26 protein-coding genes are annotated in these 24,898 nt (G+C 60.0%); 11 read left to right on the top strand and 15 right to left on the bottom strand.

Going from position 1 to position 24,898, the window contains the following annotated elements; translation table 11 throughout:
• Positions 1-408 precede the first annotated feature (408 nt).
• The 4 genes from ACNPAA_RS05770 to rlmM are packed head-to-tail and all read left to right on the top strand — an operon-like array spanning position 409 to position 3,539.
• Complete coding sequence (locus ACNPAA_RS05770) at positions 409-1,329, top strand: transcriptional regulator GcvA (protein ID WP_029313926.1); 921 nt, start codon at positions 409-411, stop codon at positions 1,327-1,329.
• Positions 1,330-1,386: 57 nt separating this feature from the next.
• On the top strand, positions 1,387-2,022 hold the full coding sequence (locus tag ACNPAA_RS05775) for an alpha/beta fold hydrolase (protein ID WP_417891653.1): 636 nt from the start codon (positions 1,387-1,389) through the stop codon (positions 2,020-2,022).
• A 43-nt stretch (positions 2,023-2,065) separates the two neighbouring features.
• Complete coding sequence (locus tag ACNPAA_RS05780; RefSeq protein ID WP_114523173.1) at positions 2,066-2,452, top strand: DUF423 domain-containing protein; 387 nt, start codon at positions 2,066-2,068, stop codon at positions 2,450-2,452.
• Positions 2,445-3,539, top strand: coding sequence for a 23S rRNA (cytidine(2498)-2'-O)-methyltransferase RlmM (rlmM, locus tag ACNPAA_RS05785; protein ID WP_041211280.1), 1,095 nt, complete (start codon positions 2,445-2,447; stop codon positions 3,537-3,539). Before ACNPAA_RS05780 ends, rlmM begins: the two co-directional genes overlap by 8 nt.
• A gap of 66 nt (positions 3,540-3,605) precedes the next feature.
• Here the strand turns inward: rlmM and ACNPAA_RS05790 are convergent, their stop codons facing one another.
• The 7 genes from ACNPAA_RS05790 to queF form a co-directional block, all read right to left on the bottom strand.
• Positions 3,606-4,049, bottom strand: coding sequence for a hypothetical protein (locus ACNPAA_RS05790; RefSeq protein ID WP_041211281.1), 444 nt, complete (start codon positions 4,047-4,049; stop codon positions 3,606-3,608).
• Positions 4,050-4,169: 120 nt separating this feature from the next.
• On the bottom strand, positions 4,170-5,177 hold the full coding sequence (locus ACNPAA_RS05795; protein ID WP_417891641.1) for an isocitrate dehydrogenase: 1,008 nt from the start codon (positions 5,175-5,177) through the stop codon (positions 4,170-4,172).
• Positions 5,178-5,319: 142 nt separating this feature from the next.
• Complete coding sequence (gene xni, locus ACNPAA_RS05800; protein WP_042015872.1) at positions 5,320-6,117, bottom strand: flap endonuclease Xni; 798 nt, start codon at positions 6,115-6,117, stop codon at positions 5,320-5,322.
• A gap of 122 nt (positions 6,118-6,239) precedes the next feature.
• On the bottom strand, positions 6,240-7,595 hold the full coding sequence (gene ppnN, locus ACNPAA_RS05805; protein WP_010673382.1) for a nucleotide 5'-monophosphate nucleosidase PpnN: 1,356 nt from the start codon (positions 7,593-7,595) through the stop codon (positions 6,240-6,242).
• Positions 7,596-7,753: 158 nt separating this feature from the next.
• Positions 7,754-9,355, bottom strand: coding sequence for a sensor domain-containing diguanylate cyclase (locus ACNPAA_RS05810; protein WP_029313929.1), 1,602 nt, complete (start codon positions 9,353-9,355; stop codon positions 7,754-7,756).
• Positions 9,356-9,440: 85 nt separating this feature from the next.
• Positions 9,441-11,711, bottom strand: a complete 2,271-nt coding sequence (locus ACNPAA_RS05815) for a hypothetical protein (RefSeq protein ID WP_103858152.1) — start codon at positions 11,709-11,711, stop codon at positions 9,441-9,443.
• A 116-nt stretch (positions 11,712-11,827) separates the two neighbouring features.
• Positions 11,828-12,676: an NADPH-dependent 7-cyano-7-deazaguanine reductase QueF gene (queF, locus tag ACNPAA_RS05820; RefSeq protein WP_010673385.1), complete on the bottom strand. Its 849-nt coding sequence runs from the start codon at positions 12,674-12,676 to the stop codon at positions 11,828-11,830.
• Positions 12,677-12,781: 105 nt separating this feature from the next.
• Between queF and syd the strand changes: the two genes are divergently transcribed.
• Positions 12,782-13,330: a SecY-interacting protein gene (gene syd / locus ACNPAA_RS05825; protein ID WP_069785577.1), complete on the top strand. Its 549-nt coding sequence runs from the start codon at positions 12,782-12,784 to the stop codon at positions 13,328-13,330.
• Between the two features lie 86 nt (positions 13,331-13,416).
• Here syd and ACNPAA_RS05830 read toward each other — a convergent pair whose 3' ends face one another.
• The 5 genes from ACNPAA_RS05830 to ACNPAA_RS05850 all read right to left on the bottom strand — a co-directional run bounded on the left by ACNPAA_RS05830 (position 13,417) and on the right by ACNPAA_RS05850 (position 16,365).
• A complete protein-coding gene (locus ACNPAA_RS05830) occupies positions 13,417-14,202 on the bottom strand; it encodes a Zn-ribbon-containing protein (RefSeq protein WP_045523591.1) in 786 nt (261 codons plus the stop codon).
• Between the two features lie 9 nt (positions 14,203-14,211).
• Complete coding sequence (locus tag ACNPAA_RS05835; RefSeq protein WP_052816317.1) at positions 14,212-14,517, bottom strand: DNA-binding protein; 306 nt, start codon at positions 14,515-14,517, stop codon at positions 14,212-14,214.
• Positions 14,518-14,675: 158 nt separating this feature from the next.
• Positions 14,676-14,912: a DUF2789 domain-containing protein gene (locus tag ACNPAA_RS05840; protein WP_039039420.1), complete on the bottom strand. Its 237-nt coding sequence runs from the start codon at positions 14,910-14,912 to the stop codon at positions 14,676-14,678.
• A 59-nt stretch (positions 14,913-14,971) separates the two neighbouring features.
• Complete coding sequence (locus ACNPAA_RS05845; RefSeq protein WP_039039421.1) at positions 14,972-15,268, bottom strand: DUF3301 domain-containing protein; 297 nt, start codon at positions 15,266-15,268, stop codon at positions 14,972-14,974.
• Between the two features lie 68 nt (positions 15,269-15,336).
• A complete protein-coding gene (locus tag ACNPAA_RS05850) occupies positions 15,337-16,365 on the bottom strand; it encodes a DUF3549 family protein (protein WP_069785581.1) in 1,029 nt (342 codons plus the stop codon).
• A 197-nt stretch (positions 16,366-16,562) separates the two neighbouring features.
• On the opposite strand from ACNPAA_RS05850, the gene ACNPAA_RS05855 reads away from it, so the two are divergent.
• From ACNPAA_RS05855 to ACNPAA_RS05865, 3 genes are all read left to right on the top strand, one after another.
• Positions 16,563-16,898: a YqcC family protein gene (locus ACNPAA_RS05855; RefSeq protein ID WP_010673392.1), complete on the top strand. Its 336-nt coding sequence runs from the start codon at positions 16,563-16,565 to the stop codon at positions 16,896-16,898.
• Positions 16,898-17,674 (top strand): tRNA pseudouridine(65) synthase TruC, encoded by a 777-nt coding sequence (truC, locus tag ACNPAA_RS05860; RefSeq protein ID WP_408794147.1) that lies wholly within the window; start codon positions 16,898-16,900, stop codon positions 17,672-17,674. The genes ACNPAA_RS05855 and truC overlap by 1 nt, the downstream gene beginning before the upstream one ends.
• A 183-nt stretch (positions 17,675-17,857) precedes the next feature.
• Positions 17,858-18,298 (top strand): flavodoxin, encoded by a 441-nt coding sequence (locus ACNPAA_RS05865; RefSeq protein WP_039039423.1) that lies wholly within the window; start codon positions 17,858-17,860, stop codon positions 18,296-18,298.
• A 71-nt stretch (positions 18,299-18,369) separates the two neighbouring features.
• Here the strand turns inward: ACNPAA_RS05865 and ACNPAA_RS05870 are convergent, their stop codons facing one another.
• Positions 18,370-18,510: a hypothetical protein gene (locus tag ACNPAA_RS05870; protein ID WP_154670447.1), complete on the bottom strand. Its 141-nt coding sequence runs from the start codon at positions 18,508-18,510 to the stop codon at positions 18,370-18,372.
• A 315-nt stretch (positions 18,511-18,825) separates the two neighbouring features.
• On the opposite strand from ACNPAA_RS05870, the gene ACNPAA_RS05875 reads away from it, so the two are divergent.
• From ACNPAA_RS05875 to ptsG, 3 genes are all read left to right on the top strand, one after another.
• On the top strand, positions 18,826-20,190 hold the full coding sequence (locus ACNPAA_RS05875; protein ID WP_417891642.1) for a maltoporin: 1,365 nt from the start codon (positions 18,826-18,828) through the stop codon (positions 20,188-20,190).
• Between the two features lie 90 nt (positions 20,191-20,280).
• Complete coding sequence (locus tag ACNPAA_RS05880; RefSeq protein WP_417891643.1) at positions 20,281-21,255, top strand: MalM family protein; 975 nt, start codon at positions 20,281-20,283, stop codon at positions 21,253-21,255.
• Positions 21,256-21,684: 429 nt separating this feature from the next.
• The gene (ptsG, locus tag ACNPAA_RS05885) at positions 21,685-23,118 is read left to right on the top strand and encodes a PTS glucose transporter subunit IIBC (protein WP_010673398.1); all 1,434 of its coding nucleotides are present in this window, start codon (positions 21,685-21,687) and stop codon (positions 23,116-23,118) included.
• 163 nt (positions 23,119-23,281) lie between these two features.
• On the opposite strand, the gene ACNPAA_RS05890 is transcribed toward ptsG, so the two are convergent.
• Positions 23,282-23,665, bottom strand: coding sequence for a DUF3461 family protein (locus ACNPAA_RS05890; protein ID WP_171865026.1), 384 nt, complete (start codon positions 23,663-23,665; stop codon positions 23,282-23,284).
• Between the two features lie 275 nt (positions 23,666-23,940).
• Entirely contained in the window at positions 23,941-24,768 is an 828-nt protein-coding gene (gene dapD, locus ACNPAA_RS05895; protein WP_010673400.1) for a 2,3,4,5-tetrahydropyridine-2,6-dicarboxylate N-succinyltransferase, read from the bottom strand.
• Between the last annotated feature and the right edge of the window lie 130 nt (positions 24,769-24,898).

Raw genomic sequence — 24,898 nt, forward strand, 5'->3', positions numbered from 1 at the left:
TGGAATGGGCAGCTGATTATTTGGCCAAGAACGCTTGCCGAACCAAGCAGAGAAAATCGATACAGAACAGGACCTTGGAAGGAGTTTTAAAGGGACTCAACGCTTAAGGTCCTGTACATGAGGGGAGGATAAGAAAAAAGGCGCCATCCAACCGGAGGCGCCAAACACATTCAGATGACAGACTGGGTTAAATCGACCTGATTTAGCCCTTCTTCCCGCAGAGGAAGAAACACAACACCACAATCACTGTCGACTCACTCACAAAAACCACATGTAAACCAACATGGAAGAGAAGGTGTGAGCCATATGACAACGAATTGCGTGGCGAATTATGTTTATTCACTGGTCGACCCGCAACCGACAATTTATAATGCGCCCCATTAGAAAAATTCATCGTCGGCCGATTCCATGTCTCGTCGTTTACCTCCGCTCAATGCACTGAAAGCGTTTGAAGCCGCGGCTCGTCACTTGAGCTTTACCCGCGCAGCAGAAGAGCTGTTCGTGACCCAGGCAGCCATCAGCCACCAGATCAAGGCGCTGGAGGAGTATCTCGGCATCAAGCTGTTTCGCCGCAAGAATCGCTCCCTGCTACTGACCGAGGAGGGGCAGAGCTACTTCCTCGATATCAAGGACATCTTTGCCTCCATCTCCGAGGCGACCGACAAGCTGCTGGCCCGCAGCGCCAAGGGGGCGCTCACCGTCTCCCTGCAGCCGAGCTTCGCCATCCAGTGGCTGGTGCCCCGCCTGGTCAAGTTCAGCGAACGCCACCCGGACATCGATGTGCGGATCAAGGCGGTGGACATGGACGAGGGGTCGCTGACCGACGACGTGGACGTGGCCATCTACTACGGCCGCGGCAACTGGCCGGGTCTTCGTTCGGACAAGCTGCACACCGAGTACCTGATCCCGGTCTGCTCCCCCCTGTTGCTGACCGGCCCCAAGCCCCTGCGCACCCCGGACGATCTGACCCGCCACACCCTGCTGCACGACACCTCCCGGCGCGACTGGAAGGCCTGGTTCCGCCAGCTCGACATCGACGCCCCCAACGTCAACCAGGGGCCCATCTTCAGCCACTCCACCATGGTGATCCAGGCGGCGATCCACGGTCAGGGGGTGGCGCTCGGCCACAGCGTGCTGGCCCAGCCGGAGATAGAGGCGGGTCGTCTCATCTGCCCGTTCGAGCAGGTGCTGGTGAGCAAGAACGCTTTCTATCTGGTGTGTCAGGAGCAGCAGTCCGATCAGGGCAAGATAGTGGCTTTTCGCGACTGGATGCTGGAACTGGTGGAGCAGGAAGAGGCCCGCAGGCGTGCCCGCCTTGCCGATGCCTGAGGAGTTGACCTGGTGACTGACCTGACAAGAGAGGGGGCGAGTGACGCCCCCGTTCGCATTCTGCTGGCCCACGGCGCGGGGGCGAGTGACGCCCCCGTTCGCATTCTGCTGGCCCACGGCGCGGGGGCGGGCATGGAGCACCGCTTCCTGGCCGAGTTGTCGCGACTGCTGGCGGGGCCGAATATCGAGGTAGTGCGCTTCAACTTCCCCTATATGACCAAACGGGCTCAGGACGGCAAACGCAGGCCGCCGGACAGACAACCCGTGCTGCTGGCTCACTGGCGCGAGATGGTGCGCCAGTTTGCCCATCCCCGGCTGTTTCTGGCGGGCAAGTCCATGGGGGGAAGGATGGCGGCCGAGCTGTTTTGCGAGGGGGACGACGAGATGGATGCTGCAGGATTGATCGTTCTCGGGTATCCTTTCCACCCCCCGGCCAAGCCCGACGCATGGCGGGGCGAGGTGCTCAAGCTGATCACGACGCCCACGCTGCTGCTGCAGGGGGAGCGCGATACCTTCGGTTCCCGCGCCGAGCTGGCCGATTTCCCCTTCTCACCCGCCGTATCGGTCCACTGGCTGACCGACGGGGATCATGGTTTCAAACCGAGAAAGGCGAGCGGCATGAGCGAGCAGGAGAACCTGCGACTGGCTGCTGAGCGGATCAAGGATTTTATCGCGGCGGTGGGCCGCTCCTGACGATCTCGAGCGGGTCGAGAGAAGAAGCGTGCAAGGAGAGAAGATGCAGATCCAACGACATTGGCTGGTGCTGGCGGGCTTCTTCGGCCTGACTGCCACCATGCTCGGGGCCTACGGCGCTCATGGGCTGGCGGCGACCGGCATTGCTCCTTCGTTGCTGGCGGCGTTCAACACCGCCGTGCAATACCAGTTTTTCCACGCCCTGGCCCTGCTGGTGCTGGGGTTGTGCGGCGTGCGCGGCAAGGGGATCACCTTCGCGGGCGCCGTCTTTGTGCTGGGGATCCTGGGATTCTCCGGCAGTATTTACGCCATGGTGCTGCTTGGCAGCAAGGGGCTGGGGCTCATCACCCCGGCCGGTGGCCTCTGTTTTATGTTGGGATGGGCGGCTCTGATGTGGGCCGGCTGTCGTCTTGGAGGAAAGAATGAATAATCTGCTGCTTTATTGCCGCCCGGGTTTTGAGAAAGAGGCGGCGGCAGAGATCACCGAGCGTGCCGGCAACATGCAGTGCTACGGCTTTGCCCGGGTCAAGGACGACAGCGGCTATGTGATCTTCGAGTTGTATGACGAGGAGCAGGCCGATCTGCTGGCGCGCAAGCTGCCGTTCCGCGAGCTCATCTTCATTCGCCAGATGCTGGTGGTGACCCACGAGCTGAAAGATCTGGAAATAAGCGATCGGGTCTCTCCCATCCTGGAGGCGGCGAGCGGTTACGCCATTTGCGGTGATCTGCGGGTGGAGACGGCCGATACCAACGAGGCGAAGGAGCTCTCCGCCTTTTGCCGCAAGTTCACCGTGCCGCTTCGCCAGGCGCTGCGCAGCAACGAGATCCTGACCAAGAAGGAGACCCCGAACCGTCCCGTGTTCCACGCCTTCTTCCTGGCCAATGACCACCTGATGCTGGGGTACTCCTACTCCTTCAACAACTCTGCCTTCCACATGGGGATCCCGCGCCTGCGATTCCCGGCCGATGCCCCGAGCCGCTCCAGCCTCAAGCTGGAAGAGGCGTTCTACGTCTTCGTGCCGAAGGAAGAGTGGGACTTGCGCCTGTGCTCCGGCCTGAAGGCCGTGGATCTCGGCGCCTGCCCGGGTGGCTGGACCTATCAGCTGGTGCGTCGCGGCATGATGGTGACGGCGGTGGACAACGGCATGATGGCCCAATCCCTGATGGACACAGGTCAGGTGAAGCACATCCGTGACGATGGTTTCGTGTGGCGGCCGAGCAAGAAGAATACCTACTGGCTGGTGTGCGACATGGTGGACAAGCCTGCGCGAGTGACCCACATGGTGGCCGACTGGTTCAGGGAGAACGACTGTCAGGAAGCCATGTTCAACCTCAAGCTGCCGATGAAGAAGCGCTATGCCGAGGCGGTGCACAACATCGAGGTGCTGCGCGGACTGCTGGCGGAGATCGACAGCGGCTTCATCATTCAGGCCAAGCAGCTCTATCACGATCGCGAAGAGATCACGGTGCACGTCTACAACAAGTTCTGGGTCTCCAAGCTGGCACCCAAGTCCTGAAGCAGCATCGGGAACAGGGCATGAAAAAACCGGACGGCGACGTCCGGTTTTTTTGTGTCTGGGTCATCAGAAGCGGTAGTCCAGACGCATCATGGACTCGTCGTCGGTGATCTTCAGCTCAATTTGCAGGGGAATGGTCTTGTCACTGGGGTTGAACTGCATCTTGACGCCATCCCCGCGAAGCTTGACCGAGGTGTTGATGCCGCCAGCGTTGAACTTGATCCTGGGCTTTTGCTTTTCGAAGGAGAGGCTGACGCTCTTCTCTGCCGTGAGGTTCAGCTTCTGATAGGGGGTGACCTGCCGATTGCCGTTGCTGTCGGTGGTGATATCCACCCCCAGAGAGAGCGGCTTGGGCTGTTTGAGCAGATCGTTGGTATCCAGGGTGGATTGCCAGGTCTGCTTGGCTGGCGCCTCGTGCTGGGGGGGCGGCGTCAACCAGGCATTGTCGACTGGTCTGTCTAATGCCGTGGCACTGCTGCTGACAATCAGCAAGATGAAAGTAGCACGCATGGTGGATCTCCTTATCCCTCATATCAACATAGTATTCATCTGGCGAGGGAGGTAGGGAGGCGTTGGCATAAAACAAAGGGAGCCGAAGCTCCCTTTTAAAATCATATGGTTGGACTCTATTTATAGACGGTCGATGATGGCCTGGGTGAATTCGCTGGTGGACGCAGTGCCCCCCAGGTCACGGGTCACCCGAGCACCGGACTCGATGGTCGCCCGCACGGCCTCGCGAATGCGTTCCGCCTTGTCCTGCATGCCGAGATACTCCAGCATCTGGATGGTGGCGAGGATCACCGAGGTGGGGTTGGCGATGTTCTTGCCGGCGATGTCCGGCGCAGAGCCGTGTACCGCTTCGAAGATGGCGGCCCCTTCACCGATGTTGGCGCCCGGCGCCATGCCCAGCCCCCCCACCAGACCGGCACAGAGATCCGAGAGAATGTCGCCGAACAGGTTGGTGGTGACCATCACATCGAAGCGCTCCGGGTACATCACCAGGTTCATGCAGGCGGCGTCGACGATCATCTCCTCGTTCTGGATGTCCGGGTAGCGGGCCGCGACCTGACGGGCCACTTCCAGGAACAGGCCGGAGGTGGACTTGAGGATGTTGGCCTTGTGGATGATGGTGACCTTCTTGCGTCCTTCCTGGCGCGCCAGCTCGAAGGCGAAGGTGACGATGCGCTCGGCCCCTTCCCGGGTGATGATGCTCATCGCCTCGGCGCTCTGGTTGTCATCGCTGCGCTTCTGGCCGGCACCGGAGTACATGCCTTCGGTGTTCTCGCGCACCGTGATGATGTCGATGTTGTCGTAACGGCTCTTGGTGCCCTTGAAGGAGAGGACGGGGCGCACGTTGGCGTAGAGATTGAACTTCTTGCGCAGGGAGACGTTGATGGAGGTGAAGCCGCCGCCGACCGGAGTGGTGAGCGGGCCTTTCAGGCTGACCTTGTTCTTCTCGATCAGGTCGAGGGTGGCCTGGGGCAGCAGCTCGCCATGTTTTTCCAGGGCTACCAGACCGGCATCTGCGTATTCGTAGTCGAAGTCACAACCCGCGTGGGTCAGGATCTGGATGGCGGATTCGATGATGCTGGGGCCGATGCCGTCGCCCGGGATGACGGTAATCTTTCTTTTTGACATGAGGCGTATCCACTTCTAGGGAACAGAGGGGGAGGATTCGTCGGCTTTATACCATTTTTGCACCACATCCTCCATGTTTCTTTACATTTTACCCATTTATGTCAACAGGTACGGCCTGTCTTGGGAAATGGTGTGCTGGGGATCACGCCCCGGCATCAGGGACGGGAGGGTAGCGGATCTCCCGTAGGTTGAACCCGAGCGGGATATCGTGCTGCAGTCGGACCAGGCGTTGGGCCAGCAGGGCCTCTTCCCGGTGCTGGCGCAGCTTGAGCAGGGGTCTGGTGGCCTCCTCCCGTTCACAGGCCTCCAGCATGGCAGCCAGGTCCCCGTATTGCTGCAGCAACTGGGTGGCGGTCTTGGGGCCGATGCCGGGCACCCCCTTGATGTTGGAGCCGCCGATACCGGTCAGGGCCCAGAAGTCCACGAGCTGGGTCGGTGTAACGCCGTACTGCTGCTGGACGAAGGCGGCATCCAGCCAGCGTTTGTTGAAGTAATCCCGCACCCGGATCTGCGGGCAGATGAGCTGGCAGAACCCCTTGTCGGTGGAGATAATGGTGGCGCTGGCGCCGTGCTGGGCAATGCCGCTTGCCAGGGTGGCGATGAGATCGTCCGCCTCGTCGGTCTGGGAGAGCAGGGCATCCACACCGCACTCCCAGAAGGCGTCCTGCAGGTCGGCAAGCCCTTCCCTCAGCTCATCCGGCATGGGGGTGCGGCCCTCCTTGTAGGGGGGATAGAGCGTCTTGCGCCAGCTGTGGACCTCACCGTCAAAGACCGCGATGGCGTGGGTCGGCTCGCTGGCCGCCAGGAGCTTCTTGCAGGTGTTGATGAGGTTGGCACGGGTGGCGAGCAGGGCCTGAGCCGGGGTCAGTCCCTGCTGGCTCTGCACCGCGTGCAGTCGGCGGATGAGGTTGAGGGCATCGATGATGAGCAGGTGTGGCATGGGGCACTCCGGGCGTCGGGGAGTGCCATTGTAACAATGGTGGCGTCTCCTGCTAACCCCGTAGAAGACCAGTCAATGAAAGAGGGGCCCATGGGCCCCTCCGGTGCATTGTGGTGTCCCGACTATTTGACTATCTCGTAGCAGGGAACGTACTGGCTGCCCGGCAGCTTCATGCGCTGCTGCTTGACGAAGCTCTCCAGCAACCTGTCCATCAGGTGCATCAGCTCCTTGTCGCCGTGCAGCTTGAAGGGACCCTTCTTCTCGATGGCCCTGATGCCCCCTTCCTTGACGTTGCCTGCGACGATGCCTGAGAAGGCGCGGCGCAGGTTGGCTGCCAGCAGCTGGGGCGGCTGGTTGCGATGCAGATCCAGGCTGGCCATGCTGGCGTGATCCGGCTCGAACGGCAGCTGGAACTCGGGCTCGATCCGCAGGGACCAGTTGAAGGAGTAGGCATCTCCCACAGACTTGCGGTATTCGCGGATCTTCGGCATCGCCTCCTTCATCACGCGGGCCACCTCGGGCGCATCGCCGATGATGATCCGGTAGAGACTGGTGGCGGCTTCCCCCAGGGTTGCCTTGACGAAGTCGTCGATGGCGCGGAAGTAGTCGGCGCTCTCTTTCGGGCCGGTCAGCACGATGGGGATGGGTTGGCGATCGTTGGCCGGGTGCATCATGATGCCGAGCAGGTAGAGCAGCTCCTCGGCAGTTCCGACCCCGCCCGGGAAGATGATGATGCCGTGACCCAGACGCACGAAGGCTTCCAGCCGCTTCTCGATGTCCGGCAGGATCACCAGCTCGTTGACGATGGGGTTCGGCGGTTCGGCGGCGATGATGGAAGGCTCGGTGAGACCGATGTAACGGCCGTTGCGCACCCGCTGCTTGGCGTGGCCGACGGCGGCCCCTTTCATGGGGCCCTCCATGGCACCCGGACCGCAGCCGGTACAGATGTTGAGCTCGCGCAGACCCAGCTCGCTACCCACTGCCCGGGTGTACTGGTATTCCACCTCGTTGATGGAGTGGCCGCCCCAGCAGACCACCAGGTTGGGGTCGGCGCCGGGCAGGATCGCCTTGGCGTTGCGCAGGATGGCGAACACCACGTTGGAGATATGGGTGGAGCTGGTCAGATTGACCAGACGATTGGACTCGAGCTGGGTCGACACATAGAGAATGTCCCGCAGCACGGAGAACAGGTGCTCCTGGATGCCGCGGATGATCTCGCCATCGACGAAGGCGTGCTCGGGGGCGTTGAACAGCTCGAGCTTGACCCCGCGCTCGCGCCGGATCACGTGAATATCGAAGGATTTGAAACGTTCCAGTATTTCTTTGGAACTGTCGGTATGGCTGCCGGAGTTGAGGACCGCCAGCGAGCAGTTGCGAAACAGTTGATAGATATCGCTGGAGGCCGTCTGCTTGAGGCGATCCACCTCGAGCTGGGACAGCAGGTCCATGCTGCCCACGGGATTGATGTGTGTAATCATAATTTCCCCTTTCACTCGCTTGTTATCGTTGTGCTTTCCCTGGGGAGAAAACGGGATGCTTTGGCATCCCTCGGGTTCGATAGTAGAGGCAAGGGGGTGGGCAGGGGAATAGGGGGACTGTGCGTTTGCCGCTTTTTTAGCCGCTCCTCAAAGCGGATTCAGGCGAGATTGACCTGATCCCGGCCGGAGTGCTTGGAACTGTAAAGCGCCTTGTCGGCACGCTCGAACGCATCCGTGGTATGGTCGCCGGTCCGAAACAGGGTGGCACCGATGGAGATGGTGATCTCGACCCTGGCATCGCGAAAGCGGAACGGGATGCTCTTGATGGTCTGACGCAGGTTCTCCAGCGGCTTCTGGTACTTGTCCGGATTGATGTTCGGCAGCAGGACCACGAACTCCTCACCGCCAAAGCGGGCGATGAAGTCGGTGTCGCGCAAGGCGTTCTGCAGGGCCTTGGCAACCACCTTCAATGCCTTGTCGCCGGCCATGTGGCCGTAATTGTCATTGATGTGCTTGAAGTGGTCGATGTCGATGATGGCCAGGCACAGGGGGGTGCCATAGCGTAGCCAGCGTTTGTATTCGAGCTCGAGCCGCTCGTCCAGGGCCGCCCGGTTGTGTACCTGGGTCAGGCTGTCGAGGAAGAGCTTGTGTTTCTGGATGGTGAGCCGCTTCTTGTACTCGGCAGTCTCGTCCTTCATCAACCTGAGCTTGGCTTCCATGTTGGAGAGGTGGGTGAGCAGGTGGCGCTCGCGGTTGGCCATCTCCTCCCGCTCCTGCTGCAGCCGGCGGATGGTGTCCAGATGCCCAGAAATGGCGCCCCTGAGTATCTGTGGCGAGTCATGGGCTGCCATGGCGCGATCGATGGCGGCGAGTTCCCGCTCCAGCGCCTGTCCGCTGAGATGGGCGGCATTTTGCAGCGCCCGCCCTTCATCCAGGGATTCGGTAAAGCTGTAATGGACCGAGGAGAGACTCTCGTTCAGGGTGCTGAGAAACGCCTGGGAGGCTTTGCGCTCTTCCCGGGTACCCTCGATGATGAGCTCGATGATCTGCAGGCAGACTTCGGCCAGCAGGGCAGGGGTGATGCCCCCGAGCAACTGGCGGCGGATGTCTGCGAGGCTCTCGCCCACGGCGCCGGCAAAGTCGAGCTCGGTGATGAGACGCTGCAACTCGTCTGAAATCTGGGCATGTGCCTTGATGTCAAAGGAGTCGGTAGGGGCCGGGCTGGAGAGCTCGGTGGGGATCTCCGCCGAAGGGGGGATCAGCGGCTTGCGCGGCAGCAGCTGGATCTTGATCGCCTGCTGGTAGAACTCCAGCAGCCGGATCACCTTCTTCTGGTGATCGCCGATGCCGTAACTCTCCGGGCTGGCGAGAAACTCCTTGAGGGCGCGGCGGGTATCTTCCGGAAACCCCTTGATGGTTTTGAGCTGTTTGCTGCCGAGATCGATGGCTGCCCGGGTCAGGCTGATGGACTCTTCCATGGTGTGGCTGTGCTGCTGCAACAGCTTCTCGATGGCGATCAGATCGGCATCGATGGAGGTGAGCGGAGGGTTGCCTTCAAGTTTCTGCTTGAGCTTGGCGAGCCGGTTGTCGAGCTCGCGATCGTGGCCACGACAGGCTTGCATCAGCTTGCCGATGAACTGGATACTGCGGGTGCGTTCGGCATCAGAGAAGCTCGCCATGCCGTCAAGCTCCTGCTGTTTCTGCTGGAGGGATTCCCTGAGTCTTGCCAGTTGTCCTGTTACGGCAGCCATATCATTCATTCTTCAGGTCGCCCTGTTGTCATTATCGTTTTTGTTTCGTCCAGCAACAGAAAGCCAATCTAGGACCCCGTTGAGTACCTTTTTGTCACGGATTGTCCGCAACCTTCGTCCGTGAAAGCGCAAGCCAGTTAACCCATTGCTTTTCATGAGAAGAATTTACTTTTACCAGTCCCTTGTCAATTGCCATCAAGCAGCATTGCCACACATCTCCGTTAAAAAATGCGGCCTGCTGGCAATCGATGGCGGCCAGCTCAAGCCAGACGCTCTGCTGGCATTTTTCGCTGAGCTGAATGGCACCCGAGAGGGCCAGGTAGCAGAGATCGAACAGGCCGTGGTGATCGAGGGCCATGGCCGCCTTGGGCAGGAAGGGATGACTGACGATGCCGAGGCTGATGCGCCTGTCCAGCGGGTGCTCGCAGGGGAAGGCTGCCAGGGTGTCGAGCAGGGTCTGGGCCAGCTGATGCAACTGGGCCACGTGGCGCTGGGGCACCACATAGAGCAGGTGGCCTTCGCGCAGGTCGTAGATGCGGCCATCCTGCGGGGTCAGTTCGTTGACGTAGCGGCCGAAGGCCTGCTCTATCTCGCGGCTGACCTGATAGCCGTGCTGTTCCAGACTGTTGATCAGGAAGGGAACCCGGAACAGCAGGTAGTGCAGCTTGTCGTCAAATTCGCTGGTGGGGCGTTCGCTCAGGTACCAGCGCTCGGATTTTTGCTGGCGCTTGGCCATCTCCCGCGGCCAGCGACTCATCAGTCGCTGCCAGTTGGCCAGGCCGCTGCGCGGCTCTACCAGCAGGGCTTCTCCCAGCTGTTTGGCATGAAGGCGTGCGACCCGCAGTTTCAGCCAGAGGGTGAAGAACAGATAGATGAAGAGTGCCAGCAGCAGCCCGGTGCTGACGCTGGTCCAGAGGTATCGCTCCTGCTGGTGCTGGCTGGCGTCGAGTTGCTGTTCCAGCTCCTTGACCTGTTGCACCCGCTCCACCTGGGCGTAGTTGTCGCGCACCGCCTCCTGCTCCAGCGCCAGCTGTTGCTGGCGAACCAGTTCGCTGCGCTGGTGGTAATTCTTGTAGCTCTCCAGGGCCTGCTGGAGGTAACCCTTCTGCTCATAGGCGACGGAGAGCAGGCGGAAGATCTCGAATTGGCGCCGGATGTCCCCAATCCGGTTGGCCAGGGTGAGAGCGTTCTCCAACTGCAGGATGGCGATGCCCGCCTCCTGCTGCTTGAGGTGCAGCTCTCCCAGCAACAGCAGGGTGTCGATGAGCGACTCCTTGTCATCCCCCAGCTCATGGGACTGGCGTGCGGCGTTCAGGTAGTTTCGCGCCAGGTTGAGATTGCCGGTCTGCAGGTAGGTTTTGCCTATCTCGAACTTGAGGTGGGCGATGCGGGTACGGTTGCTGCTCTCGTCCAGCAGGTCGAGGGCATTGAAGAAATAGACCAGCGCCATGTTCATCTCGCCCTGATCCCGGTTGAGGCGGGCGAGCACGATCAGGGCGTCGCTCAGCATGGAGGAATTGCCGAGGGCATGAAAATAGTTGGCCGCCTCGCTGGCGTATTGCAGCGCTTTTTGTGGCTCCTGCTCTTCCTGATAGAGGCTGACCATCTGGTTCGAGAGCAGGCCGAGGAAGAGGGGATCCTGCAGGGGCTTGGCTTGCTGTTGTGCTTCGATGTACTCCCCCAGTGCAAGCTGGGGCTGACCCAGAGCCTGATAGAGATCCCCGCCCACGGCGCTGGTCCAGGCCCTGGCCAGAGGCTGTTTGGCGTGATCCGCCCATTTGCGGGTCTCGGCCAGCTGCTGTTTGGCGAGATCGAATTGCCGCTCCTCTATGCTGGCGTTGACGCGCAGCAAGCGGCTGTAGACCTGCAACTGGCTCTCCTTGAGGTCGGGATTGGCCAGCAGTTTGTCGAGTTTGTCGAGCAGGGGGGCCGCGGCGCCATGGGTATGCTGTTGCAGGTTGCGGCTTCTAACCAGCAGATAGAGCCCATGGGCCTGCAGCTCGAACTGCTGCTCTTTCTCGGCCATGGCGATGCCCTGCTCGAAGGACTCCTGTGCCTGGGCGAACTGCCCTAGCTGCTGCAGACACTCCCCCTTGAGCAGATAGGCGCCCGTGGTCTGGGTGGCGGTACCGTAGTTCAGCATCGGCTCGCGATAGCCGTACTCCTGACGGTTGCTGATGATCTGCTTGGGATTGTTGGCCGTGCGTTCGAGGAAGGAGGTGGCAATCTGGGCACATCTGGCGGGATCGGTCAGCACCAGGGTCTGGGCCTGCTGCAGGTCGATGGACAACTGCTCCTTGGCCAGATCCAGATCAGGAGCCGACAGGGAGGACATCATCATTGCCAGAAAAAACAGTTGATTCATTGGATTAAGAACGGCACGGAGGTGCAGGCATGTTATCCAAGCCCACCCCCGCCCGTCCAGAGTTTACTGAGGTGATGCGCAGCGGGCCGCAGCCCGCAGGATGGTGGCGCCGGTGATTACTGGCGAATGAGGCGCAGGTTCGCTGGAACCGGCTCCCAGTCGCTGCGGAAGGGGTTGATGTCCAGGCCGCCGCGGCGGGTGTAACGGGCATGGACGGTCAGTTGTTCCGGGGCGCAGAAGTGCTTGAGATCGGTAAAGATGCGCTCGATGCACTGCTCGTGGAACTCGTTGTGCTGGCGGAACGAGATGAGGTAGCGCAACAGCTTCTCCCGGTCGAGACGCGGGCCGCGATAGTGGATCACCACGGATCCCCAGTCCGGCTGGCTGGTCACCAGGCAGTTGGACTTGAGCAGGTGGCTGTGCAGGGTCTCCTCCACGATCTCGCGACCGGCGGCCCCTTGCAGCAGGGTCTCGTCAAACTCGTAGCCGTCCACCTCGATATCCAGGCTGTCGATGCACTCACCGGGCAGCTGGGCTATCTGGTGGGGGGCCTGGTCGAGGGTGAAGAGGGTGACGCTCACCGGGGCACCAGCGCAGCCACTCAGGTCCTGAACCAGCAGCGCCTGCACCGCCTCCAGGGAGTCGCAGCGGGTCTGGTTGAAGGAGTTCAGGTAAAGCTTGAACGACTTGGACTCGATGAGATTCGGGCTGGTGGCCGGCACAAAGACCTCCCCGATGGCAACCACGGGCTTGCCTTTGGCATTGAGCCAGGAGAGTTCATACAGGGTCCAGACGTCGCACCCCTGGAAGGGCAGTTCACCTCTCAGGCCAAGATCGTCGCGGTTCAGGCTGCGTGGCACGGGCTGCAGCAGACTCGGGGTGTACTGGCTGATGTAGGCGGACTGCTGCCCCAGGCTCAGGCCTTGCAGCGCACTGGCGCCGGCGTATCTCTCTTGTTTGCTCATGCTGGTTTGCTCACGCTTGTCTGATAAGGGGTTTGATGGTGCAATGGCCCGATTTTTCGATCAGGTACTTGCGGCCATCAGAGGCCGCTATTGTGGGGAATATCGATGTCGGATCAAGTCCTGTCTGCCCTGGAGCAGTTCTTTTTACGCTGGCAGCGCGATGGCGAAGGAAGGCGGGGGCTGCCCCTGTGCGACTGGGAGGCCGACTGGCGCTCTCCTTGCGAGCTGGATGAACCCAGGGAGGGGCGGGTCGCCTGGCGTCCGTTCCAGCGGGAGCAGGCAGCCGACTTCACGGCCATGGCGAACGCCCTGGAGCTGACCCTGCATCCCAGCGCCATCGCCCTGTTTGGCCACTGGTTCAGCCGCCCTCTGTCCTGCTCTTTCAAGGGGTTGCGCATCGAACTCATCCTGCCGTGGAACGATGCCGATCTGGATCTGCTCAAGGAGAACCTCATCGGCCACCTGTTGATGCTGCGCAAGTTGAAGCGATCCCCTTCACTCTTCATTGCCACGACCCGCAACGAGATGACGCTGGTCTCCCTCGATAACGAGAGCGGCCAGGTGTGGCTGGAGTGGCTGGACTCCGGGCGGCGCCTGACGCTGGCTCCCTCGTTGCCGGCCTTTCTGGCGCGACTGGAAACCTTGCCCCAGTGATGCCCCAAAAGAGAGGGCCTTGCCACCTGGCAAGGCCCTCTCTTTTTATTGCGCCATTTTATTGCGCCATTGTGCGCGGTGGGAACCTACTCCTTGAAGTCCCAGGAGAGGTTGGAGACCAGCCTGCAAGGCTCGCACCTGAAGTCGAAGATCTCGTGCAGGGGGGCGGCCAGCGCCCATGGGCCACCACAGCCAGGGCAGGGGCGAGCCCGCTCTTCGGCAGCGCTCAGGCCACCTACCCGGTAGAGATAGTAATAGGTGGGGATGCCGCTCAGGAGCTCCAGCCGTCTGGCGAGATCGCTGCCCCGGCGATGAAGGCGGCTGCCCACCTCGCCGATTTCGTGCAGGGCGGCGTGTTCGGCGATGGAGCCGTTCATCTGCAACTGATCGCAGGCTTCCCAATCTTCCTGCCACTTGATGATCTGCTTGTGGTCACCGTTGGCGACGGCGGGCAGCCGATAGAGCGGGATGGGGGCGAAGTGGTCGCCGCAGCGCAGGGGAGAGCAACTGTGCAGGAAGCTGGTGTAGAGCAGCATCCAGCTGGGGCGCTCTCCCTGCTCTGCGCACGGGTCCGTACTGTCCGAGAGCAGATCCGCCCCTTGCAGGTGGAGTTTGGGGGCGAGCAGGCCCGCCTGGTGCAGACCTTGCTCGGCAAGGGCGACCAGCTCGCTCTGGTTGTCAGGGTGCAGGCTGTCCTGCTCCGGGCAGACCACCCGGCTGACGAAATAGCCTTCGTGCATGCTGGTGGGAAACTCCCGCCCCAGGATCTGCCCCTGATAGCGCAACATGTCGAGGTAGTGGACGATGGCCCGTTCGGCTTCCCCGAGGGAGGTATCGCGGTAGCACTCAAAGGTGAGTTCGAGGATATACATGGCGATGGGTCAATCCGGCTTCTGGTTGAGCAGCAGATCGGTGAGGCGATCGACCTTCTGCTCCAGCCGGGCGAGCTGCTCGCTCAGCTGCTGAAGAGTGACGCTTTCCGTGGCCAGGGGGGACGCCTCGGGGGCACTGGCGGGGGCGGGCGCTGTCGACGCGGGCTGGGGTTGCTGCTTCCACTGGCTCAACACCTTGAGCAGCTCGGCCATGGGCACGGGATGGCTGAGGCGGGCCTTGACCATGGCGGTAGAGGGGGTGATCCCCCTGGCACTGAGTTCGTTGGCTATCTGGATGATCTCTTGGGCTGACATCTTGGCTCCTGCACGGCCGTCTTGCTGCGGGTGGATAGTGGCACAGAGCTTAATCAAAGCCTGTCCATCAGGAAAGCGGAGCGAAGGGCGTGGGTGGCGAGAGGGAGGGGATTGGCGGCTCCGCGTCTACCCAACGCTGGCCGCCGGGAGTGCGGGGATCAGGTCCCCTGGCGCAGCATCACATCCAGCTGGTCGATGGCTTCCGCCCAGTCGGCGTCGTGGCTGAGGGCATCGCGCAGAAAGCCTGCCTGGGAAGGCGTCCAGAACGGCGCGTCGGGCAACTGGGTATGGCGATCGATGGGATGGTCGCGGATAAAACGCTGCTGGCTGATGTCGTCACTGGCCAGCCCCAGCTGGGCAAACAGGGCGGCCATGTCATGGGTGAGCAATTCCATGTCGGTACTCCTTGGAAGGGGGCTGTGGAAGAGTATAGCCAGCCCCCGTGCTCTCAAATCTAGGAGGGGAGACGATGGGGTGGCAGTTCGACACCGGCGACATGCAGCCCCTGCATGCAGAGCTGCCCCTGATAATGGCTCTCTCCGTCGCTGGAGAACTCGAACTGGTAGTAGGTGAGCAGGCGCAGGGGCTTGTGCCCCAGGGCACGGTGTGTCCGCGCCAGCGACAGCAGTTGCAGGTCGTGGTGCTGGCAGTAGCGGCGCATGTATTGCCAAGCCAACTCCGCCTGGCGGCGCTGTTGCCAGAAGGCCCAGCCAACGAGGCCGAGCAGCAAGATCCCAAGCATTTCTCCCATCAGCGGGTTCCTTCTGTGATGTGTGTGGGGCCCTGTTCATCTCAGGCAACAGGGCCGTTGTGTCGGGCCTAGGTGGCAGCGAACAGGCGACCGATGGCCAGACCCAGGGCCTCGCTGCGTTCGGGGTCACGCAGTTTTGCCAGCATATCATTGCGCAATGCCGGTAGCGTGACGAGCTCGGCAAATACCTGGTTGAAGAACTGGGTGGGTTGCAGGGCGAGCTGCTCCAGAAACAGGCCGAGCAGTTCGGGGTGTTTCAGATCGGGCCAGAGGCGGCCAGCGATGGCGAGGAGCAGGGAGGGGCTTGGCCGGGTTTGCAGCAGGGTCAGCAGCTTGTTGGTGCGCAGTCCGTTGCCCGGGCAGGAGGCCAGTGCCCGGCACAGATAGGCCAGGGTTTCGGGGTCAGGCTCGGCGCACTCCTGCTCCTTGCCGATGCGCTCCAGCAATGCGCCTTGCAGGGCAGGAGGCAGGGGGGCGTTCTCCAGGCTCTGGCACAGGGCGTAGAGGGGGGCCTGCGGCAGCACGGGCAAGGCCTTGCAGACCAGTGCCAGGTTGCGTTCAACCTGCAGCCGCTCCGCGAGATCTGCAAACCCTTGCAGTCCCAGGGCCTGCCACCCCTCTTCCCCCGGCGCCGCCAGATAGTGGCAGAGGGCCTCGTAGTAAGCGGAAGGGGCTTGTTCCAGCTGGCGGGCCAGCTTGGCGTGCACACTGGCCATCTTGGCCTCGGCCGGACGGAAGGTGTAGGGGTTGTCCGCCAGACGCTGGGCCTTCTCTTCGTCCAGTTCACCGGTGAGCTTGTAGCCCAGAGTCTCTACCACCTGATCCATGAAATGCTTGGGGCCGCTGGAGATGAGCAGGCCGCGCTCATCGAGGGCGAACTTGAGGAACCAGAGGTAGTGCCTGGATTCGGTCGGCTGGAAGAAGTGCACGCCGAGCCAGGCGTGCTGCTGCAACGGCCAGGGGTAGGGCTCCTGCTGCTGCTCGATGCGCACGAAGAGGTCGCTGGGGAGCGGGCGCACCTGGCGGCCCAGATCGAACAGCTGGAACTGGGTATCGGCCTGGGTCAGAAACTCGGTCAGGGTGTTGATGGAAGACATGAAGAGATCCCGCTTGAAGATAATGCGGGCGATTATAAGGGGGCTGCACCAGATAGCCAGAGGCGGTGATGCAGGGTATGAAGGTGACGGCAACATGGCAGCCATTGCGGGGTCGGTGTATAGTAGCGCCCCTTTTTGATGGCCGTATTGAGTGGGGCCCCGTCGCAGACCGGGCCCGCGATGAGGAAGTGAGCGAGATGAATCAATATCTGCTGGTTGCCGGTCTGCTGGGAGAGCTGACTGCCGAGTTGCAACGTCTGGAACGCTGGCAAGCCGACCATCCGGGGAGCGAGGCGCTGGCAAGCGAGCTGCCGTTTTGTGTCGATACCCTGAGTTTCGATCAGTGGCTGCAGTTCGTGCTGATCCCGCGCATGGAGCAGCTGGTGCTGCTGCAGGCTCCGCTGCCGACCAGCGTCTCCCTCTATCCCATGGCGAGTGAGGTCTATAAAGAGGAGCTGGCGGAGGTCGAGGCCCTGCTTCGTCTGATCGCCCGTTTCGATCTGCTGCTCTCCGGCAAAGTGGTCGAACAATGATGGACGAGCAGACCCGGACAGCGGATGCCTTGCAGCCGACACTGCTTTATCAGGATGACTGGCTGGTGGCGGTGAACAAACCGTCCGGTCTCCTGGTGCACCGCAGTTGGCTCGACAAGGCCGAGACCCGTTTCGCCATGCAGATGACCCGGGATCTGATCGGGGGTCGTCATGTCTACCCCGTGCACCGACTGGACAGGCCCACTTCGGGTGTGCTGCTGTTTGCTCTCGATCCTGCCGTGGCCCGCACCCTGACCGAGGCCTTTGCTGCCCGTCAGGTCCACAAGGAGTACCTGGCACTGGTGCGGGGATGGGCCCCCGAAGAGGGGCTCATCGACTATCCGCTCAAGGAGCAGCTGGACAAGATTGCCGATGCCTTCAGCGACCCGGATCGCCCCGCCCAGGAGGCGGTGACCGCGTTTCGTCGTCTGCATCAGGTCGAGTTGCCCTTCGCCGTCTCCAAGAAGCATCCCACCAGTCGCTACAGCCTGGTCCGCCTCTTTCCCAAGACGGGGCGCAAGCACCAGCTGCGCCGCCATCTGGATCACCTGTTCCACCCCATCGTCGGTGATACCACCTACGGGGATGGCCGGCACAACCGCTTCTTTCGCGAGCATTACGGGTGCGACCGCCTACTGCTGATCGCGCACCGTCTGAGCTTCGAGCATCCGGTGCTCAAGGTGCCGATGCGGATCCAGGCGCCCCTGGGCCCCGAGGTGCTGGGTCTGTTCGCCCGTCTGGGCTGGCCTGCCAGCGAGCAAGACTACGGCGCCTGAGCCTCTTTCCATCTGTTGCCTCTGACCGGGCTGTGGCATGCTGTAGCCCAGGTACGTCAGAGGAATGACTTATGGCTCAACGAGATATCGCCTGCGCAATCGCGTGCCCCCCGCCTGTTCAGGGGGCTCTTCCTACCCATCCCGGTCTTGCCGGGTCCAATATCTGTCCCTGAGGAGTCGCTGATGGCCGAGATCGACATCCTGGTCGGCACCGTCTACGGCTCTGCCATGCTGGTGGCCGAGACCCTCTGTGACCACCTGCAAGCCAATGGCCATGTCTGCCAGATCTTCGATGACGCGGCGCTGACCGACATCGATGCCTCCCGCTTTCTGCTCATCGTGACCGCCACCACGGGGCAGGGGGATATACCGCCCAATTTGCAGCCCTTTGCCAGTGCCCTGGCCGATCGTGCTCCTTATATGAAGGGGTGGCGCTATGCCCTCATCGCCATGGGAGACAGCAGCTATGAACACTTCTGCGGAGCGGGGCGAACGCTGGATGCTCTGTTGCAGGAGCTGGCTGCCGAGCCACTGGTTGTGCGCCTGGAAATCGATGCGACGGTAGAAGATGAGCCTGAAGTGGCAGCGCTGGCCTGGTTGAAAACCTGGGAAAATAGACTGTAGCCAGACCCTTCTCCCCGAGAATAAATTCACCTCCGTGAGTGTGCTGACGGGGGTGTTTTATTTTTGGGGCGTCACGCCTCAGCCCCCAAATATATCCTCTCTTTCGTCCGGTTATTTTTCTCGCCAATCATGATAACCGGTTGGCCATATTCATCATCACCCACGACAAATTGAAAAATTAAAAGTTCCGCATTGAAAGCGATTTCAGTCATGTTTTTGCTACTGCGACACGGATTTATCACTTAACTCTCGTCGCGAATTAATATTTGAAAGCGCTTTCTTTGGTTGTTGTTTTTATTTTTTGTGCTTATCTCGGGTGGTTGGTGCCAAAAAATGAAAATTTATTGACATTTTGTTGCTGTGGCTGTCTGTGGCGTGCGATTTGTCATCGTTTTGTGAATCAGCTCATGTTTGCAGGGAATTTGGGTACCTATAATCGACCTCGGTTATCACCAAAACGTTTTTCCGGTGATAAGAACTTGAATATCAGGATCACACTCCTCTCAGCGGGAATAAGGAAAATGAAAATGAAAGCAAAGTGGCTCCCGATCGCTGCAGCAGTAACCGCAGCCCTGGCTTCCCAAGCCGCCTTCGCCGTTGATTTCCACGGCTACTTCCGTTCCGGTGTCGGTGTTTCCGGTGACGGGGACATGGTCAAATACAACGTCAACAAGGTTGGTCGTCTGGGTAACGAAAATGATACCTACGGCGAAGTCCAGCTGGGTCAGGAAGTCTTCAACAAAGATGGCAAGACTTTCTACGTAGACTCCATGTTCGCCATGGCGTCCAACGGCTCCAACGATTCGGAAGGTACCGGCACCGTCTGTAACTTCGATGCCAAGCAGTGCAACGGCGACTCCGACTTCGCCCTGCGTCAGTTCAACGTGCAAGCCAAGGGCCTGCTGGGCTTCGCGCCGGAAGCCACCCTGTGGGCCGGTAAGCGTTACTACCAACGTCACGATATCCACATCTCCGACTTCTACTACTGGAACATCTCCGGTGCTGGTGCCGGTATCGAAGGCATCCAGGCCGGTCCTGGCAAGATTTCCTTCGCCTGGGTTCGCAACGACCGCAGCGCGGCCGATGTGTTCGGTCAGTACACTAAGACCGGTGTAAATAAAAAACCTGTTTTGGATGCAAACGGCAAACCGACTGGTAACTATGTAGAAGATCCTACTTACACCAAGAACGAAGATGTTAACGTCAACACACTGGACCTGCGTTATGCCGGTATCCCGCTGTGGCAGGACGGCTCTCTGGAAGTGGGCGCCATGTATGCCCTGGTCAATGAGACCGACGCCCAGAAAGATCTGAAGAACGACAACATGAAGAACGGCGTCATGCTGACTGCCGAACTGACTCAAGGCATCTTCGGTGGCTTCAACAAGACCGTGCTGCAGTACGGTACCGAAGGCTACTCCAAGACCATGGCCTTCTACGGTGACGGTTCCTGGTACGGTGCCGAAGCCAAAGCCGGTGCCGATGGCTACCGTATCATCAACTGGGGCGTCATCCCGATGGGCAACTCCTGGGAGATGGGTCACCAGCTGGTCTACGGTGTAGGCAACGAGATGTGGAACGGCAACGACAAGTACGAAACCATGTCTGTCGTCGCTCGCCCGATGTACAAGTGGGATGACTTCAACAAGACCATCTTCGAAGGCGGCTACTTCCAGGACAAGAGCAAGTCCACTTCCGGTACCACCGACAAAGATGGCGCTTACAAGCTGACCCTGGCTCAGGCCTGGTCTGCCGGCTCCAGCTTCTGGGCCCGTCCGGAAATCCGCGTGTTCGCCACCTACCTGAAGAACACCGAAGACCAGAACGCCTTTGAAGGCAACACCTCCAAAGACACCTATCAGGTTGGCGTACAAGCAGAAGCCTGGTGGTAAGCAATATCTTCAGTTAAGTTAGTCACTGCCCCCTTATGGGGGCAGTTTTGTTTCGCATGATGTGGCAACCGGGTTATGGAGATAAGAAGAATGAAACTGGTAAAGATGTCTATCGCGGCCATGGTGACCGCGCTGCTGGCCGGTTGTTCCGGTAGCATGGTGGTGCCCGTGCAGGAGCACGCCTCCATTCTGAGTAATGCCGATCAGGCCAAGCAGGCGCTCTCCCAGGCAACCAGTTGTTGCACAGGGTTCAACGAATTCAATTATGTCTCCCTGCCGGAAGGCGAGACGCTGCTGGCCATCGACGGCAAGCAGCCCAGTTATCAGTTTGACGAGGGCATGAGCTATTTTGCCGCCTATCGTCTGCCGGCCAATACCGGCAATCTGGCCATCACCCTGGCCTCCCAGGTCAGCAAGACGGTCCTGGTTCCCAAGGTGATCATGCTGGATGCCCAGTTCAAGGTGACTCGCGTGCTGGGTGAGTCGGTCTTTGCCTATCAACCAGCCCACCTGCTCGACAACGACAGGATTGAGGGGCGTGTGTTTGTGGACCGCAGCATGCCGGGCAATCCCGCCACTGAAACCTATATGGTGGTCTATGCGCCGGCCAACGAGACGGCGGGCAGCACCACCATCTTGCACCCCGCGAAGGCCTTTGCCCGTGCCAACGGCACGGTCGAGCCGGATATCAAGGACCCCGTGATCCCCCATTCGCCCTGGGGTCTGGTACAGATAAAGGTCACGGACATCGCCAAGGGACAAGGCCTGGAAGCCGTGTTCAAGCCTGAATACGCCGACAAGGTGGCGATGAGCCAGGCCAAGCCTGCTACCACTGCCGTGGCTGCGACGGCGGCCACCACGGCTGCAGTGGCAGAGACCCCCAGCAAACCGGCTCCCGCCATGCTGAGCGAGACCGAGAGCTTCTACAACGCCCAGATCGAGAAAGCGGTGAAGGCCGGTGACATCGACAAGGCGATGCAGCTCGTGAATGAAGCCGAGCGTGCCGGTTCAACCAAGGCGAAATCGGTCTTTATTGATGCAGTGAAACGTTCACAGAAGAACTAAATATCTCGGTTTATTAAAATCGATATTTATTGGAGGCCTCCCTTGTTGGAGGCCTTTTTAATCGGTAGACTGGATAATATAAATCCGCAGTAAGTTACATTCGGTTACATTGAGTATCGTTGGGCATTATTTGGTTTCTTTGTGATTTATTTTGAAGTGGTTTATTTCTTTTTGCGGCGAAGCTATAACAATACGAAATAATATTCAAGATAGTCCCCTCTCTGCTTATTTATTATCTTGTGATCTCTCCTCCAAATTTATTATTCCCTTGTTTCCGACAGAGGCATTTCCACCCCCGCTGGGTTATATTCTGCTGGTCAAAATAAGCAACCCGGAAAACGCATTTGGCGCAGTGACGGATGAAGCACATCGTCATCAATAAACTGCCCTGAGTCGTTGTCGGAAAAAAATCCATTCAGGAGCGCACACATGTTAAAAAATGCTTTCTCTAATCTGCAAAAGGTCGGTAAGGCGCTGATGCTGCCCGTATCGGTCTTGCCCGTTGCAGGTATTCTGCTGGGGGTGGGGGCTGCCCACTTCAGCTGGTTGCCGGAAATCGTCTCCCAACTGATGGAGCAGGCCGGTGGTTCCGTATTCGGCCAGATGGCTCTGCTGTTCGCCGTGGGCGTCGCCCTTGGCTTCACCAATAACGACGGTGTGTCCGGCCTGTCCGCCATCGTCGGCTACGGCATCATGACCGCCACCCTGACTGTGATGGCGCCTGTGATGGGTGTCGAGAAGATCGATACCGGTGTGCTGGGTGGTATCCTCGCCGGTGGCGTGGCTGCCTGGGCGTTCAACCGCTTCTACAAGATCCAGCTGCCAGAGTACCTTGGCTTCTTCGCCGGCAAGCGCGCCGTGCCCATCATCACCGGTTTCGTTTCCATCGGTCTGGGTGTCGTGCTCTCCTTCATCTGGCCACCGATTGGTGGTGCCATCGGTGCCTTCTCCGACTGGGCTGCCAACCAGAACCCGGTCCTGGCCTTCGGTATCTACGGCGTGGTTGAGCGCTCCCTGATCCCGTTCGGTCTGCACCACATCTGGAACGTGCCGTTCTTCTATCAGGCTGGTACTTGCGTCAACGCCGCCGGTGAAACCGTACACGGCATCATGACCTGTTTCCTGACTGCTGATGACGCTTCCCGTGCTGCCGGCAACGGCTTCGGTCAGCTGGCGGGTGGCTACCTGTTCAAGATGTTCGGTCTGCCTGCTGCTGCATTCGCCATTGCGCACTCCGCCAAGCCGGAAAACCGCGCCAAGATCGTAGGTATCATGGCTTCTGCTGCCCTGACCTCCTTCCTGACCGGTATCACTGAGCCTATCGAATTCTCCTTCCTGTTCGTGGCCCCGGTTCTGTACGCCATCCACGCCCTGCTGGCCGGTCTGGCATACGTGCTGACCAACATGCTGGGTGTCGTTCACGGTCACACCTTCTCCAACGGCTTCATCGACTTCGTGGTGCAATCTCCGCGTGCCGACAACATGCTGCTGCTGGTGGGTCTGGGTCTGGTCTACGCGGTCATCTACTACGTGGTCTTCACCGTGGTCATCCGTGCCATGAACCTGAAAACCCCGGGTCGTGAAGACGAAGCTGCCCAAGAGTCCTCTGCCGGTCAAAGCAAGGACGAGATGTCTGCTGCACTGGTCTCCGCCTTCGGTGGCAAAGAGAACATCGCCTCTCTGGACGCCTGCATCACCCGTCTGCGTGTCGGTGTGAAGGATGTGGCCAAGGTTGACCAGGCTGGTCTGAAGAAGCTGGGTGCCGCCGGTGTGGTGGTGGCGGGTTCCGGTGTACAAGCCATCTTCGGCACCAAGTCCGACAACCTGAAAACTGAAATGGACATCTGGATGAAGAGCAACTGATTGTCGCTCCGATATCCGAGTTCCGAAAAGGGAGGCGCAAGCCTCCCTTTTTGCTGGGTTGCGTTTGGTGGCGGGACATGTGCGGGGGCTTTCCTGACGGCGCCAGCATGGTGTGACCCAATGAAAAAGGCGCCCCTGGGCGCCTTTGCTGCATCAGACCGGCTTAAAGCTTTTCGAGATCCCGTTCTATCTCGCTGATCTTGTTCTGCACCACCTTTTCCAGATGACGCAAGTCGCGCAGTATTTTCTGCTTGATGTCCGGATCGGCGGAAGGCTGGCCGCCCTGGGTCAGATTGTCCAGCTCATCCACCACGTATTTGAGGTTGGCGTTGATCTCGGTGACATCTTTGTACTCATGGGTCCCCGAGTCGACCAGCATGGTCTTGCGCTGGCGAGGGTATTTGAATTTGACGCTCTTGGCGAAGAATTCACCCTTCTGCTTCTTGAAATAGATCTTGAGGATGTCGTGGTTGGCTTCCTGGCGCAGGGTGTAGCTGTCCACCGAGGTGAGTTCCTGGATCCCCAGGCTTTTGAGATTCTCGTACATCGGGCTTCCTTGGTTTGAAACGATCCTGACCCCTCTATCTTACCCGAGTCCGGACGCCTTGCCTGTGACAGGCGCGCCAAATTCAAATTGGTGTCAAAAAGGTCTTTTTTAATCAGCGAGCCAAGGGGGAGGGGTGAACGCCTTGTCAGCACTGCCATAAGCGGTATCGTCTCATGGGGGTGTGCAGTGCTGGTGGGGCAGGAGAGTTGGCGTCCACCCATGAGAGCGGGCATGAAAAAGGGCACCAGAGGTGCCCTTGATGACATCGACGTGGATTACTCGTCGATGGAGCGCAGCAGGGCGTTGATGCCGACCTTGGCGCGGGTCTTGGCATCCACCTTCTTGACGATGACGGCGGCGTAGAGGCTGTACTTGCCGCACTTGGAGGGCAGGGAGCCGGAAACGACCACGGAGCCGGCCGGGACGCGGCCGTAGTGGATTTCGCCGGTTTCGCGGTCATAGATGCGGGTGGACTGGCCGATGAAGACCCCCATGGAGATGACGGAGCCTTCCTCGACGATCACCCCTTCCACCACTTCGGAACGGGCACCGATGAAGCAGTTGTCTTCGATGATGGTCGGGTTGGCCTGCAGTGGCTCCAGTACGCCGCCGATGCCGACGCCGCCGGAGAGATGCACGTTCTTGCCGATCTGGGCGCAGGAGCCCACGGTGGCCCAGGTGTCGACCATGGTGCCTTCATCGACGAAGGCGCCGATGTTGACGTAGGAGGGCATCAGCACGGTGTTCGGGGCGATGAAGGAGCCTTTGCGCGCGGTCGCGGGCGGCACGACGCGAACACCGGCAGCCTTGAACTGCTCTTCGGTGTAGTTGGAGAACTTCAGGGGAACCTTGTCGTAGTACTGGGCATCGTCTCCCTTGATGATGCCGTTGTCGTTGATGCGGAAGGAGAGCAGCACGGCCTTCTTCAGCCACTGGTGGACGACCCACTCGCCGGCAATCTTCTCGGCAACCCGGGCTTTGCCGGAGTCCAGCAGGTCGATGGCTTCCAGAATGGCGGCCTTGGTGGCGGCATCGACGGAGCCGGGGGTGATGGAGTCACGGCGCTCGAAGGCCGCTTCGATGGTCTGTTGCAACTGGGTCATGACAGGTTTCCTTTATAAAATTCTGTTTGTTGTATCACACTTTTCCAATCGTTTTTAAGGGCTCTCGCCGATTTCTTCAGAATCAGGGCGATTTATTGTACTTGAGTGGTCCAACCATTTGTTCTGATTG

The organism is Aeromonas sp. PS2Canimalfood6 (assembly GCF_048276795.1).
GTDB classification, from domain to species: Bacteria; Pseudomonadota; Gammaproteobacteria; order Enterobacterales; family Aeromonadaceae; genus Aeromonas; species Aeromonas caviae.